The organism is Gilliamella sp. W8136, from assembly GCF_016101285.1.
Classification (GTDB): domain Bacteria; phylum Pseudomonadota; class Gammaproteobacteria; order Enterobacterales; family Orbaceae; genus Gilliamella; species Gilliamella apicola_N.
In genome coordinates, this window is the sequence record NZ_JACFQU010000005.1 from 16,679 (window position 1) to 35,200 (window position 18,522).

At 34.8% G+C, this 18,522-nt stretch carries 16 protein-coding genes; 8 read left to right on the plus strand and 8 right to left on the minus strand.

Annotated features, from left to right (window positions below; translation table 11 throughout):
* The first annotated feature begins 3 nt into the window (after positions 1-3).
* The gene (gene mscM, locus H3T96_RS03955) at positions 4-2,622 is read left to right on the plus strand and encodes a miniconductance mechanosensitive channel MscM (RefSeq protein WP_144091694.1); all 2,619 of its coding nucleotides are present in this window, start codon (positions 4-6) and stop codon (positions 2,620-2,622) included.
* Here the strand turns inward: mscM and H3T96_RS03960 are convergent.
* The gene (locus H3T96_RS03960; protein WP_086326288.1) at positions 2,619-3,149 is read right to left on the minus strand and encodes a DedA family protein; all 531 of its coding nucleotides are present in this window, start codon (positions 3,147-3,149) and stop codon (positions 2,619-2,621) included. The two genes, mscM and H3T96_RS03960, sit on opposite strands and share 4 nt — an antisense overlap.
* A 192-nt stretch (positions 3,150-3,341) precedes the next feature.
* Between H3T96_RS03960 and fdhD the strand changes: the two genes are divergently transcribed.
* The 4 genes from fdhD (at position 3,342) to H3T96_RS03980 (ending at position 7,785) form a co-directional block, all read left to right on the plus strand.
* Entirely contained in the window at positions 3,342-4,151 is an 810-nt protein-coding gene (fdhD, locus tag H3T96_RS03965; protein WP_144091693.1) for a formate dehydrogenase accessory sulfurtransferase FdhD, read from the plus strand.
* Positions 4,152-4,580: 429 nt separating this feature from the next.
* Positions 4,581-5,399 carry a purine-nucleoside phosphorylase gene (locus H3T96_RS03970; protein ID WP_144091692.1) on the plus strand — a complete coding sequence of 273 codons (819 nt, stop codon included), beginning with the start codon at positions 4,581-4,583 and terminating at the stop codon, positions 5,397-5,399.
* A 61-nt stretch (positions 5,400-5,460) separates the two neighbouring features.
* Complete coding sequence (locus H3T96_RS03975; protein WP_144091691.1) at positions 5,461-6,702, plus strand: nucleoside permease; 1,242 nt, start codon at positions 5,461-5,463, stop codon at positions 6,700-6,702.
* 183 nt (positions 6,703-6,885) lie between these two features.
* Positions 6,886-7,785: a DMT family transporter gene (locus H3T96_RS03980; RefSeq protein ID WP_144091690.1), complete on the plus strand. Its 900-nt coding sequence runs from the start codon at positions 6,886-6,888 to the stop codon at positions 7,783-7,785.
* Between the two features lie 85 nt (positions 7,786-7,870).
* Here the strand turns inward: H3T96_RS03980 and dsdC are convergent, their stop codons facing one another.
* Positions 7,871-8,806, minus strand: coding sequence for a DNA-binding transcriptional regulator DsdC (gene dsdC, locus H3T96_RS03985; protein ID WP_144091689.1), 936 nt, complete (start codon positions 8,804-8,806; stop codon positions 7,871-7,873).
* 233 nt (positions 8,807-9,039) lie between these two features.
* On the opposite strand from dsdC, the gene dsdX reads away from it, so the two are divergent.
* From dsdX to H3T96_RS04000, 3 genes are all read left to right on the plus strand, one after another.
* Entirely contained in the window at positions 9,040-10,377 is a 1,338-nt protein-coding gene (gene dsdX / locus H3T96_RS03990) for a D-serine transporter DsdX (RefSeq protein ID WP_144091688.1), read from the plus strand.
* Positions 10,378-10,398: 21 nt separating this feature from the next.
* Positions 10,399-11,730: a D-serine ammonia-lyase gene (gene dsdA, locus H3T96_RS03995; protein WP_144091687.1), complete on the plus strand. Its 1,332-nt coding sequence runs from the start codon at positions 10,399-10,401 to the stop codon at positions 11,728-11,730.
* A 221-nt stretch (positions 11,731-11,951) separates the two neighbouring features.
* On the plus strand, positions 11,952-12,431 hold the full coding sequence (locus H3T96_RS04000) for a hypothetical protein (protein ID WP_039128532.1): 480 nt from the start codon (positions 11,952-11,954) through the stop codon (positions 12,429-12,431).
* A gap of 293 nt (positions 12,432-12,724) precedes the next feature.
* On the opposite strand, the gene amtB is transcribed toward H3T96_RS04000, so the two are convergent.
* The 6 genes from amtB to H3T96_RS04030 form a co-directional block, all read right to left on the minus strand.
* Positions 12,725-14,008 carry an ammonium transporter AmtB gene (gene amtB, locus H3T96_RS04005; RefSeq protein WP_144091686.1) on the minus strand — a complete coding sequence of 428 codons (1,284 nt, stop codon included), beginning with the start codon at positions 14,006-14,008 and terminating at the stop codon, positions 12,725-12,727.
* A 20-nt stretch (positions 14,009-14,028) separates the two neighbouring features.
* Positions 14,029-14,367: a P-II family nitrogen regulator gene (gene glnK, locus H3T96_RS04010; protein WP_144091685.1), complete on the minus strand. Its 339-nt coding sequence runs from the start codon at positions 14,365-14,367 to the stop codon at positions 14,029-14,031.
* A gap of 490 nt (positions 14,368-14,857) precedes the next feature.
* A complete protein-coding gene (dgt, locus tag H3T96_RS04015) occupies positions 14,858-16,348 on the minus strand; it encodes a dGTPase (RefSeq protein ID WP_198248590.1) in 1,491 nt (496 codons plus the stop codon).
* A 21-nt stretch (positions 16,349-16,369) separates the two neighbouring features.
* Positions 16,370-17,437 (minus strand): 5-(carboxyamino)imidazole ribonucleotide synthase, encoded by a 1,068-nt coding sequence (gene purK, locus H3T96_RS04020; protein WP_144091715.1) that lies wholly within the window; start codon positions 17,435-17,437, stop codon positions 16,370-16,372.
* A 7-nt stretch (positions 17,438-17,444) separates the two neighbouring features.
* Positions 17,445-17,945 carry a 5-(carboxyamino)imidazole ribonucleotide mutase gene (gene purE / locus H3T96_RS04025; protein WP_086326574.1) on the minus strand — a complete coding sequence of 167 codons (501 nt, stop codon included), beginning with the start codon at positions 17,943-17,945 and terminating at the stop codon, positions 17,445-17,447.
* 211 nt (positions 17,946-18,156) lie between these two features.
* On the minus strand, positions 18,157-18,507 hold the full coding sequence (locus tag H3T96_RS04030) for a RidA family protein (RefSeq protein ID WP_144091683.1): 351 nt from the start codon (positions 18,505-18,507) through the stop codon (positions 18,157-18,159).
* Positions 18,508-18,522: the final 15 nt, after the last annotated feature.

Below are 18,522 nucleotides of genomic sequence, written 5' to 3' on the forward strand. Positions count from 1 at the left end.
TTTATGTGGATGCGTAGTATTTTATATTGTGCTTTATTGCTGTTTACATCAATAACATTAGCTGAACAAACAGCCATCACCATTGATAATGAAGAAGAACTGTCACAAACAGTCAATCAATTAAGTGATAAAAATGATGAACTCCGTCAAAATTTAGAACTTCAAAAAACACATTTAACCAGCATTACTAATGAACAAAATAATATTACTACGCAAATATCACATGTTCAAAATACATTATCAACCCTTGCTGAACAAGGAGAATGGTTAAGCTTTTCAACGGCACTTGGCGAAACACTTCGCCAACAATTGTTAAATCTACCAGAAAAACCAAAATCACAACCACTTGATGCAGAAATAGCGGAAGCGAAAGTTCAGCAATTAAATTACAGTACTCATTTAAAGGCTTTAGAGAACTATCCTACATTATCAAACCCACTTAATAGTTCAAAACTTGCCAGCCAGTATCGCCGATCAATTCGAGAACAAAGCGAATTGCTTAAAACGTTAATTTCAGGTACAGATACCACTATTTTGGAATTAACAAAATTAAAAATATCCAATAAGCAATTAACCAATGCCATCGATGAAGTCAATGATGCTGCCCATCGTTATTTTTTCTGGGTTGCCGATGTAAATCCAATTTCGTTGGAATATCCAGTAAATTTAGCTAAAGATGTGGTGTATGTTCTTTTTTCTATTGATACCCTAACTCAACTGTATAATGCCAGTTGTGAAATATTATCTTCACCTAAATTACTATTCTTATTAACCTTATCCATGATATTTGTTTTCGCACATTTCAAAATGCGAGCTAAATATTATGCATTTTTAAACAAATCCGCTGCGCGCGTGGGTAAAGTGACACAAGACAGTTATTCATTAACGTTAAAAGTGGTTGTTTACTCATTAATCATGGCATTACCTGTACCCATTTTATGGGCTGTGTTTGGTTATGCATTACAACAAATTAATTGGGATTATCCAGTAGCCATAGCTCTAGGCTATGGTGTTAATGCTGCAGCGCCGATTTTATGGGTCTTTATAATCACGGCTCATTTTGCGGAAGAATCAGGACTCTTTATTACCCATTTTGGCTGGTCAAAAGCTAACGTCCGTGAAGCAATGAAATATTATAAACTTTCAGTTTGGTTAGTGATCCCCCTTGTAATGATTGTAATGAGTTTTGATCAGTTTAGTAACCGCCAATTTGCTGCTACTATTGGTCGTAGTGCCTTTATTATTTTGTGTTTTGCATTGGTATTTATGAGCAACTCAATTCACCGAGCGGGTGTTCCATTGTATATAGATAAAAAAGGCTCAGGTGATAATCTCTTAAGCCATATTCTATGGTTTATCTTATTGAGTGCTCCGTGGTTAGCCATTATTGCCGCCTTTTTAGGATATTTATCAACGGCTCAAGTTCTATTAGGTCGCCTTGAGGCTTCTGTTTTTATTTGGTTTGGTTTATTAGTTATCTATTTTATGATTCGTCGTTGGATGTGGATCCAAAAACGTCGCATCGAATTTGAACGAGCAAAACAGCGCCGACTAGAACGTATGCAACGCGCTAGAGGTCATGAGGAAGAGTTAACAATTAATGACAATATGGATGAGCCTGTCATAGATTTAGATGCCATTAGTGCTCAATCATTACAATTAGTAAGATCGATTATTATGCTGATAGCATTAATCAGTATGATATTACTTTGGTCAGAATTGCACTCAGCGTTTGCCTTTATGAACAATATTAAACTCTGGGGCACGAGTGTCATAATAAATGGCACCGAAGTTGAACAGTACATTACTTTAGGTGCTGTTTGTATTGCCATTTTAGTTATGACCATTACCGTTCAATTAGTAAAAAATCTGCCAGCACTACTTGAATTAGGTATTCTTCAACATTTAGATTTAGCCCCAGGCACGGGGTATGCCATCTCAACCGTATCAAAATATATCGTTTTGATGATAGGCAGTATGATTGCGTTTTCGTTTATCGGTATTGATTGGGCAAAAATTCAGTGGCTTATTGCGGCATTAGGTGTCGGTTTAGGATTTGGTTTACAAGAGATATTTGCAAACTTTATTTCAGGTTTAATTATCTTATTTGAAAAACCTGTGCGGATTGGCGATACCGTTACCATTCGGGATTTAACGGGAAATATCACCAAAATCAATACACGTGCCATTACCATTGTCGATTGGGATCGCAAAGAAATTGTTATGCCCAATAAGGCGTTTATTACCGAGCAACTAGTCAATTGGTCATTATCCGATTCAATAACCCGAATTGTATTAACCATTCCAGCAACCATTGATGCGGATAGCGATCTGGTGATCAAATTGCTACAGCAGGCTTGTGAAGAGTGTGAATATGTACTTAAAGATCCTGAACCACAAGTGTTTTTAGTGGACATTCAAGAAGGTATTCAGTTGTTTGAAATACGCGTATTTGCAGCAGAAATGGGACACCGTATGCGGCTACGCAGTGCAATTCATAAGTTGATATTAGAAGCTTACCGTGAACATAATTTACAATTACCATTCCCACCTTTACAAACCAATTTGGAAGCGCTTGGTCGCAAAAGTGGGCGTCGTAGTTATAATGTTGGTACGATTTAACCAAATAGGGTTTCTAACCAAGGTACACCAAATGCACCGGGAGCCAAAAGCACAAATGCCCAAATTGGTGCTGAAGCGATATTAGCTAAATTAAATTTGCTTGCTGGCATATGCATCGTGCCAGCAATGAGCGGTACAAATGCACGTAATGGACCAAAAAACCGACCGATAAAGACGCCTAACGTACCATAACGTTGAAAGAATTGTTCGGCTCGAAAGATAAGTTTTGGGTGTTTGTTTAATGGCCATGAGGCAATCACTTGTTGATGGTAGTGCTTACCTAACCAATAAGATACCCAATCCCCTAAAACTGCTCCAGTTGAAGCAGCAATCATCACAGGAAAAAACGATATTGCACCACCGCCAACTAAGGCGCCTGCCCCCAATAATATGGCAGTTGCTGGCACGAGTAAGGAAATAACAGCCATTGACTCACCAAAAGCCAGTAAAAATATAATTGGCAATGCCCACATTTGATGTGTCTGAATAAATTGCATTATTATGTGTGTAATTTCTTGTAATGACATAGTTTGACTTGATAAATTAGCAATTGATAATAGTTTTTTATTCTACCATAATATTAAACGTATAGGATTTGAACGCATCAATTATTGGCTGCTTTTATAATAATAAGTATATTGATTTACTCATTATTAACATAAATAAGCTGATCATAAAAAAACCTATTTGTTAACTATTAAAATAGCCAGAGTTCAATTATGACGATCGGAACCACTTCATTGGAAGTAACCAAATTCAGTAACAGTACATTACAAAACCCACAAGCGGATAAAGTAGCTATCGAAAAACCCGTTGCCTTAGTTTATAACGGAATTTCCCATGTTGTTATGATGGCAACACCTAAAGATCTTGACTATTTTGCTATTGGTTTTTCATTAACTGAAAACATAATTGAATCAGTTAATGATATTTATGGCATTGATATCATTGAAAGATCGCAAGGAATTGAAGTTAATATTGAATTATCATCAAGACGTTTTGCTCAATTAAAAGAAAAACGTCGTAATTTAACTGGCAGAACAGGATGCGGAATTTGTGGTACTGAGCAAATTGAGCAAGTTTGTCAAAGTATTTCACCGCTTCAAATAAAAGATACAATCGAATTATCCAATTTTAGCGATTCTCTTTCATACTTAAATCAAGTTCAATTGGTTGGCAAGCAAACTGGCTGTACCCATGCTGCTGTCTGGCTTGATTTGAATGGGCAATTTTTAGCAGGCTTTGAGGATATCGGTAGGCATGTTGCATTAGATAAATTACTCGGTTATCGAGCAAAACAGCAACAATTGAGTAATCGAGAACAGAAAGGCGTTATTCTAGTTTCTAGCCGCGCCAGCTACGAAATGGTTCAAAAAACAGCTATCTGTGGAATCGAAATTCTTTTAGCTGTTTCTGCCGCAACGTCAATGGCCATTGATAACGCCAAACAAAATAACTTAACGTTGATGGGTTTTTTTCGAGGTGATAAAGGGGTTATTTATTCCGATTGCGGGCGTATTTTAGGATGAGATTAAATTTAATCTGAACTCAGCGTTATCAAATAACCATACGATACTGAAAAAGTATTTTTTTTACATATTATCAATGCGATGCATTCCAAAATAGTATATTAAAAAATAATAAAACTATTTTTATCTCATAATTAAATGAAAGATAAATTAATAAGCATCTTTCTTTATTCCATGAAGATCAGCATAATATACAATTATGAATAACAAATACTTTGTTTTTCTTGTAGATTTTTAGGTGTTCTTTTTCTGTAAATGAAAAATAGGGTTATTTATATCGATTATTCTCTATTATTGAATAATATAATATTGATAACACTGTTTCTCAAAACTAACAATAATTGTCAGTTTTGAGACATCTAAGTTTTTTGTGATTATGTTTAATCACCAATTTTTTTGTTTTTTTCGATAATTTGAAAGGGTACAGTCATGCATCAAACATCTGATATACAGCAAGCAGTTAAATTTATTCAACAACATACCGATAAAAAACCAACGATTGGGATTATTCTTGGTTCAGGTTTAGGCCCTTTTGCCGATACGCTTGAAGATGCGGTTCACATTCCTTATGACACAATTCCTCATTTTGCGAAATCTGCCGCAGTTGGACATGCTAACGAATTAGTTATTGGTCAAAGTGGCGATAAAACTGTAATCGCGATGAAAGGTCGTTTTCACTACTATGAAGGGTTTTCATTAGATCAGGTTACTTTTCCAGTTCGTGTAATGAAAATGCTCGGCGTTGAAAAGCTGATTATTACTAATGCTTGCGGTGCTGTGAATACGAGCTTTAAACCAGGCGATTTGATGCTCATCACCGATCATATCAATCTAACAGCTAATAATCCATTAATTGGACCAAATAATCCAGAACTTGGCGTTCGCTTTTTAGATGTAAGCGAAGTTTATAATAAACAATTACGTACAATCGTGTCTGATGTAGCAAACGAACTAAATATTACATTACAACAAGGTGTTTATGCATGGTGGACAGGACCAACCTATGAAACGCCGGCCGAAGTGAGAATGATTCGAGTTTTAGGAGCGGATGCAGTGGGTATGTCAACAGTACCTGAAGCAATTATTGCTCATCATTCAGGTATTAAAACCATTGGTATCTCTTGTTTAACTAACATGGCATGCGGCATATTAGATCAACCTTTAGGTCACGAAGAAGTAATTGAAACAGCAGAGCGTGTTAAATCAACATTTTTACAGCTAATCACTAAAACAATAGCGCGTTTTTAATCAATACTTTTTATTATTTAATATGTTATAAAAAAAGTTCACATTATTTTAGGAATAAATAATGAACATTAAAGATAGATTGAAAATAATGATGTTTTTCCAATATTTTATTTGGGGAAGCTGGTTAGTGACTTTCGGCGGTTATCTGTTCAACACGTTGCACTTTTCAGGCGCCGAAGTAGGAATGATTTTTAGTACAAAAGGTTTAGCCGCATTAATAATGCCATGTATTATTGGCATTATTGCAGACAAATTTTTACAACCTAAATATTTGTATATGCTTTGCCATTGCATTTGTGCTATTGCTCTGTTTTATGCTGCATCAGTCAATAATTCGATCATGCTATTTTGGGTGATGTTATGTAATGCATTTGCTTTTATGCCAACCATTGCATTATCAAATTCAATCAGTTACCACTGTCTGGATGAGGAAAAATTAGATACCGTCGCTGTTTTTCCTAAAATTAGGGTATTTGGTACTATTGGTTTTATTGTTGCAATGTGGATGATTAGCTTACTGAAATACGAATTGAGCAACGCTCAGCTTTATGTAGCGAGCGTGGCATCAGTTTTGCTAGCGGTGTATAGCGCCACGTTACCTAACATAAACATGAATAAATCACAGCAACAGTCTTGGAGTTCCCGTTTAGGCTTAGATGCATTTGTGCTATTTAAGAATCCCACTATGGTTGTTTTTTTTCTATTTGCGATGTTACTTGGCGCAATCTTGCAAATCACTAATACATTTGGTGGTGCATTTTTACATGATTTTGGTAAAATTCCAGAGTTCAAAAATAGCTTAATTGTACAGTATCCAGCAATTTTGTTATCTGTTTCACAAATGGCAGAAGTGGCATTTATTTTGACCATTCCATTCTTTCTTAAGAAATTTGGCATCAAAAAAGTCATTATGATAAGCTTAATCGCTTGGACACTCAGATTCGGTCTGTTTGCTTTTGGTGATCCGACACCGTTTGGTTTTGTACTGTTAATGCTGTCGATGATTGTGTATGGCTGTGCCTTTGACTTCTTCAATATTTCGGGTTCTATTTTTATCGAAAAAGAAGTAAGCCCGAATATCCGAGCGAGTGCACAAGGATTATATATGACCATGGTGAATGGCATTGGTGCTTATTTAGGGTCAATATTGAGTGGTTTTGTTGTTGATATGTGCACGCATGACGGTGTTAAAGATTGGCAAACTATTTGGATCATTTTTGCATCTTATGCACTGGTATTAGGAGTAGTTTTTTATTTTACATTTAACTACCGCCACAGTAAGTTAGAGCCTGTTGGGCAATAATTTACTGATCAAAATTACTGGTCAAACTAATGAGCTAAACCTAATAACGTTCATTCAGTTCTGATTCGTTTAGTATTCTTTATACTAATTATTAAATAATTTAAGAGTCACAGGGGATATCCCCTGTGAGCTCTAATTGTGTGTGTTAAATAAAATATTTTGTTAGAGTAATGAGATTTAAATATGAAAGAGAAATTTTTGGGTGGTTTATTAGTTTTTTTAGGGGCATGTAGCTTTGGGGTGCTCTCATCTATTGTAAAAACCGCTTATAAAGATGGCTACACACTTGGCGAAGTGACGGGTGTTCAATGCTTTTTAGGTATGATAATGTTGTGGTTGATTCATTTTCTGGTTAAAACACTGAATAAATCTAAACCTGATTTAACCCCAAAACCTCAATTAACTAAAAAATGGAAAGCCTGTGCCGTCGGTATTTTTCCTGGATTAGTGGGTATTTGTTATTATCAATGCGTACAATTAGTTCCCGCTTCAATTGCTATTATCTTATTGATGCAATACCTTTGGATCAGTATCATTATTGATTTTGTTATCTTTAAAAATAAACCAACTAACATTCAAATTTTAACCGTAATAGCAATTATTTTTGGTAGCTGTTTAGCTGCGGGTATTTTTAATGAAGACATTAAATTGAATTTAACTGGCTGTCTGTTTGGTTTTTTAGCCGCATTGATGTACTCATTATTCATCACAACCAGTAGTAATATTGGTAATGATTTACCGAAATTAGAAAAAAGTGCATTGATGATAACGGGCGCTTGCATTGTGACATTTTTAATTTTTCCGCCTATGTTTTTCTTTAAATTCGATATCAGTGATAAACTTTATCAGTTAGGCTTTTTATTAGCTTTGTTCGGTACCGTTTTGCCTCCATTTTTATTTGCCGTGGGTATGCCTAAAATAGGAATTTCATTAAGTGCGATACTATCAGCAGCAGAATTACCCGTGGCGGTTACCTGTTCTTATCTTTATTTAAAAGAATTAGTGTTTTTTAACCAATGGATTGGCGTCATAATTATCCTATTGGCCATTGCACTATCAAATATAAAACATTTAAAAAAATAGGTAATTTATGAGTGAGTGCGGTTCACTACCGCACTTTTAGTAAAGGAGAATATATTAATTAATCTTATATCTTAATAAAAAAGTCTTAGACATAATTTTTTAACCATTTAATAAATAAATCAGCTTTAGGGTTATACCGCTCTTTTGGTGTACAGATGTAATAATGTTGAGAGCATTTCATTTCCATCCCTTTAAATGGGGTAATTAGTAAGCCTGAATCAAGATAATTTTTAATGACTTGTTTTCTTCCCATCGCGATACCTGCATGATTTATTGCGGCTATTGCAGCCAGATCGGAACGGTCAAAACATATATTTTGCATCTCATTAAAATCATAAGATAAGGAAAAATGTTTTGCCCAACTTTCCCATTCATCAAAACTTGAATCATATCCCCACGCTTGAGTATCATGTAATACAAAACATTTTGATAAATTCTCAATTTTATTATATAAATCATTTTTCTGTGCATAATAAGGACTGCAAACGGGAATAACAGTTTCACTTAATAAATGTTCACAGATTAAATCATCATAAGTCTGATCATCATAATAAATGGCTAGATCAACCCGATGCCGATTGAAATTGATAATTTCGTTACCCGATACAATGTTTAATGATATATAAGGATAGTGCCTAGCAAAGAGTGATAATTTTGGAATTAACCAATTTTGAGCAAAAGAAGGTCTCGAAAAGATTGTCAAAGTACCAAAAGCTTCTTGGTTTTTAATTTCCAAAATTTCTTGATTCAAAATATTTAGGGACTTTTTGACTACTTTAAATAAATTCATACCTTCATGGGTCAAGGCTATTCGCCGATGATATCGCTGAAATAATTTAAATGAAAGTTCATCTTCCAGTTTATTAATTTGATGACTTACAGCACTTGGGCTAATACATAGTTCTTCAGCAGCTAATGCAAATGATAAATGACGAGCAACTGACTCAAACGTATGCAGCTTAGAGAGCTGATAGCGATTAATAACATGATTTTTATTTAAAAATCTATTTTCATCATACATAATAATTCTCCTTAACCAGTCCATTAGTATCTTATTTCATGTATAAACATTCCAAAGCTTACACTTCTAAATAATTATTTACACGAAATTTATTGAAATATTAGCATTTTTTGATTTTAATCACACTTATAGATGAATTTAATTCAGGCTAAAACCATTATTGATCATTTGTCAAATTATCACCAAAAACTTCTAATAAAGCTAGCAATTAATGAAAAAAAATGGAGGGTAATATGGATTCGCAGTTGTGGATTATCAGTGTATTAATCACCAGTATTATCCTTATAGTAATCTCGATCATAAAATTTAAACTCCATCCGTTTTTAGCGTTATTACTTGCTAGCTTTTATGTGGGTGCGTTAATGAAAATGCCACCACTAAAAATGATTGCAGCAATCGAAGACGGTATTGGTAGTACATTAGGTTTTTTAGCTGCGGTAATTGGTTTAGGCACTATTCTTGGCAAAATGATGGAAATTTCAGGTGCAGCCGAACGCATAGGGCTAACATTACAAAAATGTCGATGGTTATCACCACAAGTTATTATGGTGCTAGTAGGTCTGATTTGCGGTATTACCCTGTTTGTCGAAGTGGGTGTTGTTTTATTAATTCCATTAGCTTTTTCAATTGCTAAAAAAACTCAAACTTCTCTTTTAATGCTAGCTATTCCGCTCTGTACGGCATTAATGGCCGTTCATTGTATTGTTCCACCTCATCCTGCTGCACTGTTTGTGACAAATGCGTTGGGGGCTGATGTGGGAACTGTAATCGTTTACGGATTAGGTATCGGATTATTAGCATCACTAATTGGTGGACCTATCTTTTTAAAATGCATTAACAATAAAATCCCTTTTAAGACCGTACCTGAAGAGTTTTCAGATATGAAAGTGAGACCGGAAGAAGAACTTCCTTCTTTAGGTACCACATTATTCACAATATTACTGCCGATTGTTTTGATGCTATTAAAAACAGTAGCAGTCTTTGTTATGGATAAAAATTGTTTTAGTTACTCAGTGTTAGAATTTTTCGGTAATCCTATTACAGCAATGTTTATTGGGGCCTTTGTTGCTTACTATATGTTGGGCATTCGACGCAATATGGTTATGTCCATTTTGTTATTTAAGACCGAGGAGTGCTTTTCCTCCATTGCGAATATTCTGTTAATCATTGGTGCAGGTGGAGCATTTAACGGTATTTTAAAAAATAGTGGGTTAAGTGATGGTTTAGCTGGCATTTTTTCCCATTTAGATATGCACCCAATTTTATTGGCATGGTTAGTGGCAATCATTTTACATGCAGCGGTAGGATCGGCAACAGTGGCAATGATGGGTGCAACAGCCATCGTTTCACCAATGTTACCTCGTTACCCTGACGTAAGTCCAGAAATCATCACATTAGCAATCGGTTCGGGAGCCATTGGATGCACAATTGTTACAGACTCTTTATTTTGGTTAGTTAAGCAATATTGTGGCGCAACATTAAATGAAATATTTAACTACTATACATCAGCCACCTTTATTGCATCATTAGTCGCATTATCAGGTACTTTTTTACTATCTTATATTATTTAAAATATATTACAGGAATAAATTATGATCCCTAAAGATGTTGAAAAGTTAATACAAAAATATCCTTTAGTCGCTAATTTAATACAACTAAAAGAAACAGCTTGGTTTAACCCAAATATAACGAGCTTGACAGATGGTTTATCTTATGTAACACTGACTAAGCAAGATGTTAAGGATGCAAGTAATCGATTAGCAAGATTTGCGCCTTACTTATGTAAAGCATTTCCCGAAACAGCAGTAACGAAAGGAATAATTGAGTCCGAGGTTGTTGCGATTCCCAATATGAAAGCGGTTCTTGAAAACCGTTATCAACACAAGATCACAGGAAGTCTGTTCCTCAAGAAAGATAGCCATTTACCTATTTCCGGTTCCATAAAAGCTCGCGGTGGTGTGTATGAAGTACTGACCCACGCTGAAAAGCTAGCTATTGAAAATGGCTTATTAACCGAAAAGGATGACTACACCAAATTATTTTCTGACAGATTCACCCAATTTTTTAGTCGATATAGTATTGCAGTAGGTTCAACAGGTAACTTAGGCCTATCTATTGGTATTATGAGTGCCAAATTAGGTTTTAAAGTTAATGTTCACATGTCTAGTGATGCTCGCGAATGGAAAAAACAGAAATTACGTTCACACGGTGTAAATGTTATCGAATACCAACAAGACTATAGTGTTGCCGTTGAAAAAGGCCGCAAAGCTGCAGAGTCTGATCCTAATTGCTTTTTTATCGATGATGAAAACTCAAAAACCTTATTTTTAGGTTATGCAGTAGCCGGCGAACGCCTTAAAAAACAGTTTACTGAAATGAACATAAAAGTGGATAAACAACATCCATTGTTTGTTTACCTTCCTTGCGGAGTGGGTGGTGGACCGGGAGGCGTTGCTTTTGGATTAAAACTTGCATTTGGTGATGATGTACACTGTATTTTTGCTGAACCAACTCATTCACCTTGTATGTTTTTAGGTGTTTACACTGGATTACATGATCATATTTCTGTTCAAGATATTGGTCTTGATAATATCACCGCTGCTGACGGTTTAGCCGTAGGCAGACCTTCTGGATTTGTAGGACGAGCAATGGAAAGATTAATTGATGGTTATTACACCATTAATGATCAAGAGATGTACGATTTACTCGGTTTATTAAATCAACAACAACAAATTCAATTAGAACCCTCAGCTTTAGCGGGAATGCTTGGTTTATTACATGTTGAAAAAAATTCAACATATTTAGAAAGAATTAATGTTTCATCAGAAATTTTAACAAATGCGACACACTTAGTCTGGGCAACAGGTGGTGGCATGGTTCCAAAGGAGGAAATGGGAAAATATCTTAGCCTATCAAAAATATAAAATGCATTAATATTATAAATGGTCAATTTTATGGTGATTTATTTTTTTCAAAATTAGAACATCATGAAAGTTAATAAGGAATTGGAATTAGAACTTGGCAGTTTTAGTTTATTTTTATACTAAAACATTACATTGACATCTTTACAACATAGTAACAATCGTTTTTTTAATTGTCCTATACATTGTTATATTATTGTCCTGAATAAAAAGGAAGTTATAGAATGAAGACACATAAAAAACCATTATTTACCCTAGTACAGAGCAGTGAATCAATACCTGAAACAAATACTTTAAGTTTTCTAGACTCTAAATTAAATTATCCTGATAGTATTAATGAAATTATTGCATTGCGCATTAAAGAGCTTAAATTACATCATGGTGAATATAAAGATAAGGAATTCAACTGTAAACACCATAATGATAGCAATAAAGAATTTCGTTTTATATTTGGTGAAAATTTTGAATCAGAACATCATAAAAAACAAATTGGTATTTTAAAAGATGAATTAGCATTAGCTAAAGAATCAAATAAAGTCAAACAATTACTTGGTAGCCGTTTAAAACAAATGGCGAAGATTTACCCTTGTGTTGAGATCGATCTAAATAATATCAATGTGATACCGACAAAAATCAAAGAACACCTTTTTGCTCCACCACTCATATTAACGGATGATAATGCCATTATGCTTTGGGATGATTAATCCGTTAATATTAAATAATATAAAAAAATCTACAGCAGTTATGCTGTAGATTTTATTTATATCGTTTTGTTAATCTTATCAATAATTTTATATGTTCAACTTTTTTATCCACATTAACCCTAAAGATAAGTAAACAAAACAAGTATTGTTTATGAAGATAAAAGGTTAGTTCTAAGAAGATAAATAAAGCAGACAAATATCCTAACAAATAGAAATCAAAAGTTTACCGCGTTTTGTCGGTAAACTTTTTAATAAAGAGATTTTATTTCTATAAACTATGTCGTTAGTTTAGCTCAACTGTTAAAAGCACTTTCACCATGACTGTTAATATCAAGGCCTTCTCGTTCATGTTCTTCACTAACGCGTAAACCAACACAAATATCCGCAATTTTATAAGCTACAAAAGCGATAACAGATGTCCAAATAACACAGGTAATCACACTCATTAATTGGATTCCAACTTGAGTCGTCATGTCTATTCCATCAGCATAGCCTAATCCACCTAATGATTTTGAAGCAAAGATACCCGTCAATAAGCAACCAACGATACCACAGACCCCATGTACTCCAAATACGTCACAAGTATCATCAATTTTTAAGATTCTTTTTAGTGAAGAGACGCCCCAAACACCCGCAAAACCACAAATAAGACCAATTAGCATTGCGCCCCCTACCCCGACAAATCCTGCTGCCGGTGTGATTCCAACTAATCCAGCTATTACACCTGATGCGGCACCTAAACATGACGGTTTTCCTCGTAAAACCCATTCGGCAAATGACCAAGATAAAACTGCTGCTGCTGTTGCTGCGACAGTATTAATAAACGCTAATCCCGCAATTTCATCAGCATGAGTTGAAGAGCCTGCATTAAATCCAAACCAACCAATGTAAAGAATTGCCGCGCCAAGATAAACATAAGGAAGATTAAATGGTTTTAATGGCTCTCGATTATAACCGATTCGATTTTTAAGTAGATAAGCCCCCATCAAACCAGCAACCGCAGCGTTAATATGAACAACCGTGCCACCCGCAAAATCTAAAGCACCTTCATCACCTAAAATACCACCACCCCATACCATATGGGCCATTGGTATGTATGAGAATGTAAACCATAACACCATAAAGATGAGTACAGCAGAAAAGCGTATTCTTTCAGCAAAAGCACCCAGTATTAAACAGCATGTAATACAAGCGAAAGATCCTTGAAACGCAACCCAAATGAGTTCATAAATGGAACCATTAACATCCGTTATATCAATACCAACTAAGAGCAAATGTTCGAAATCACCAAAAAACCAATTTCCCTCACCAAAAGTAAGCGTGTAACCATAAACGATCCATAACACAGAAATCAGTGAAAAAGTAACTAATACTTGTGATAACATAGATAACACGTTTTTAGATCGTAATAAACCACCATAGAATAATGCAATACCAGGAATAGACATAAATAGTACTAATGCAGTACAAATCATCATAAAACCATTATCCGCATTATCCGCGTGTTCTAGAACAACATCTGCAAAGGCGCAAGTAGGAAAAATAAGACACAATGGTAAAATACATTTCTTCAACATAATAATATCCTTAATTATGATTACAAAGCTGATTCATCCGTTTCACCGGTACGAATACGAACGACATGCTCAAGTGAAGTTACAAAAATCTTACCGTCACCAATTTTGCCAGTATAAGCAGCTTTAGAAATAGTACTAATAACTTCATCAAGTTGTTCATCATTGATTGCTAAATCTATTTTCACTTTAGGTAAAAAATTAACGTTGTATTCTGCTCCGCGATAGAGTTCTGCGTGCCCTTTTTGTCGCCCGAAACCTTTAACTTCAGTCACGGTTAATCCAGTGATCCCTATATTTGATAATGACTCTCTGACTTCTTCTAACTTGAAAGGCTTAATAACTACTGTGACTAATTTCATCAATTTTTCCTCATGAATATGGTATATGATGAAATATGCAAACTCTATGCCACAAAACTATGCTTACGCTGCTGATGTATCGTACCTATAAAATTCAAATAAAAATTATTAAAACTGCAAAGTCGATTTGTTTTTACTGTTATTAAATAGGTTTACAATAAGTTACAAATGTTCTTTTATTCGAAGTTGTATGCAATAAAGGACGCTTTAATTTCAATGCTATTTAAGTAAAATACTGGGTAATTAAAATACTACTTAATTAACCTACGAAATATTTAAAGTAGTAAGCGATTAATCAGTAGTATTGTGTTGAAAATTATCCGAATTGATATTAATTGAGCTAGAGTTATTATTAATATACCAATGTTGAAGTGTTAATTTACTCTCTTTTAAAATTCTAATTAACAGAAATAGGTGTATTATTTTATTATGCACAACGATAGTGCTTATGCTTCTATTTGGTGCTCTATCCGATAAAATGATAATAGGATTAAAAAGTTACCATCAATTTACGGTATTCATCATAAGCAAAGTGATCAGTCATACCGCTAATGTAATCTTGCAACAATCGACAACGGTAATAAAATTCCCAATAGGCAAATTTGGGATCTTTTTTTCCAATCAAGTTCGTTGCCTGTAGATAAGCATCACAATGTTTGGCAGAAAGTTTATGATAAAGTCTGGTTTCAATTGGGTATTGATGATGATTGTTTTCTTCAGCAAGTTTGAAAAATTCATTAGTCGGCATGTTTAGCAACGGACTGTAAATATCTAATAATCCACTGATAATACGATAACCTTGCAATTCTATATTTTCTACTGATTCATGATTAAAAACATGTTCGACACCCACTCTTTTAAATATTTTTAATAATTGATATTCGGCGCCATGATCTTCCAATAATGCATGATTAAACGAACCATGATAGATGTCTTCAATATTTTCAACAAAGCGTTCAGCAGCATGGTAAACAAGTTTACTAATGGTATTCACTCGTAGATACATAAAAAATTGCCCAATAGCAATTGAGTTAAATTTTTTTTGCTCCAGATTAACGTATGGACGTTTTACTACTTTGTCAAATAAATCACCCTCTTTAATATTCCCCCAAGCTTTTTCTAAATAGTGATAGAGCTGTTGAACCGTAAAGAGTTTCTTTTCTACTGCATCTTCAAGATCCGCTATACAATAAGAGATATCGTCCGCAGCTTCCATAATATAAGTGAGTGGATAACGATGAAATGGCTGAATTTCCAGTTGGTTAGATAATTTTTTTATAAACGGCTCTTCAGACAAATAATAACCAGGTTTTTTCATTAAATAAGAAAACTCTGTAGGTATATCTTCTTTGGGCAAATAAGCAGGTTTAGTGTACTTTAATATTGAGGCGACTTGTGAATAAGTGAGATTTAATCTTTGGATACTATGCACTAACCTTATGGCTTGAGCATTACCTTCAAAGTTGGATAAATCACGACGAATTTTAATTTTTAGTTTTTTAATCGTCTCATCATCCGACTCTTGGGGTTGAAGTACGGAATATTTTGGTTGAACATCCACACCTAACTGTTTAACAAACCAGTGATTTATTGCTTTTTCACCAAAATGGCCAAATGGCGGATTGCCAATATCATGCATTAAGCAAGCCATTTCAACTAAACTTTCAATCGAGGTAACAATATTATCAAACCCATAGGTTTTAAGTTTTTTTGATTTGCTTAGTCGATGGATGATTTCTTTAACAATATATCGACCGACTTGTTGAACTTCCATTGAGTGAGTAAGACGAGTTCTAACAACAGAGTTTCTTTCTAGAGGAAAGACTTGTGTTTTTTGTTGCAAACGTCTTATCGCAGCGGAATTGATTATTCTTCCTCGATCACTCTCAAACTGGCGAACGATTGAATAGGGATCAGTTAAAACCTCGTATGCTTTACTTGCATCACGTTGATAATTGATTTTTTTTGAAAAGTCTACCATATTCAATCCTTTGTATTTAAACTACAACAATTGTTTTTTTGCCCATTCAATCGATGATTGATACTCATCCGGTAAAAGTGGTGTTAAAAGAGATAAAGAGTGTTTCAATTTCTCTGGTTGATTGTGAGTTAAATTTAGATGCCCAACTTTACGACCTGCTCTAACTTCTTTTTCATACCAATGTAGATGAACTAAATCAACAGACAACCAATTTAGGTTTAATTGAGTCCCAACAAGGTTGATCATAACCGATGGCGCAAATACATTCGGTTGTGGGAGTGGTAATGCCAATATCGCCCGCAAATGTAACTCAAATTGACTAATAGAAGCTCCATTTTGTGTCCAATGTCCACTATTATGTACCCTTGGCGCTAATTCATTAATCAATAAGTTATCGCCCATGACAAAACATTCCATTGCCATTACACCAATATAATTAAGTTTATCCATAATAGCTTTTAGCATTTTTTCTGCTTTAGCTTGTAATATTGGGTATTGGTTAGGGATAGCGACACTCATTTTTAAAATACCGTCTTGATGCAAATTATTCGTCAGCGGATAAAAAACAGTTTCACCTTTTCCGTTACGTGCTCCAACTAAGGAGATCTCTTTTTCAAAAGCGATAGCCTGTTCTACAATCGCATTATGGTATATATCATCAGGTACGGTTATATCGCTTTGATTAGTGATACGCCATTGTCCTCGACCATCGTATCCTCCAGTTCGACGTTTGACAATTAACAATTCACCAAGCTCTGCAAATAATTTTGTCCAATTTTGCGGATCCTCTAATAATGACCATTTAGCAGTAGGTAAACCTAGTTCATCAAATAGCTGTTTTTGGGTTAGTCGATCAGCAATAATCGGAAAAATATCTCGATTAATGAAATGAGAATGATTAGCTAAAATTTGAGTAAAAGGGGTATCTGGCCAGCGTTCAATCTCGGCTGTAATGACCGATTGTTGGTATGGGATAGTTGTTGGATCAACATCTAAACCAACAGGAAATACATGAACGCCTAATGGTTCACCTGCTTGTTTTAACATCCGGCCTAATTGACCATTCCCTAAAACACAAACTGATTTAATCGTCATTTTAAGCATCTACTCTTGGATCGGGATTATTTAATACTTCATCTGTTTGACTTAATCGCCAAGTGGTTAAACGTTGATAGAGCTCTTGGTTATGTAAAGCAAGAATTTGCGCTGCTAATAGTGCTGCGTTGGCTGCACCTGCTTTACCAATAGCCAGTGTTCCAACAGGTATACCTTTTGGCATCTGTACAATAGAATAGAGACTATCAACACCGTTTAAGGCTGCACTTTGAACAGGTACACCTAATACTGGTACTAAGGTTTTCGCCGCTAACATACCAGGCAAATGCGCCGCACCACCTGCTCCGGCAATAATGACATCAAAACCTCGTTGTTTGGCTTCTTGTGCAAATTGAAATAATTTATCTGGAGTTCGATGAGCGGAAACAATTTCGACATGATAATTGATAGCTAAAGCGTCAAGAATATCGGCAGCATGTTGCATGGTTGCCCAATCACTTTTGGAGCCCATTACAATGGCAATTTTAGGTTGAATATGCATATAAAATTATATGTGTATATAAATTATTATGTTGTTGAAGTATACACCAAATTTTATCTTATGGGGATAAGAATAACCATGATTTGAAATATCAAAGTTAAAAAATTCGACCATTTTACTCATAGAAAAAGATTTTATTTCTGAAGATTTAAGTAGGTAAACAGACCGTTTAAAAGGGATCCGCCATCTTTAATGGCGGAATTGTGGAACTTTATTTTTTTATAGCGGCAATGATTTTTATTTCGACTAAGTAATCAGGGTTCATTAAGCCAGCCTGTACGGTACACCGCACAGGCGCGGATCCTTTAGCAACCCACTCGTCCCAAGCTTTATTCATCGCTCCAAAATCACTTTTATTTACTAAAAATATCGTCACATCTAAAATATGACTTTTGTCACTGTCGGCACTGACTAAAATTTTATCGATTTCTGCTAGGGCACTTTTAGTCTGCTCATAAGCGTCATGGATTAAATTGCTTGGCACACTAGTGTAATATATAACATTATTGTGAATCACTGCTTCTGACCAACGATCTTGTGGGTCAATTCGAATAATTGTCATCATGATTTCCTTGTT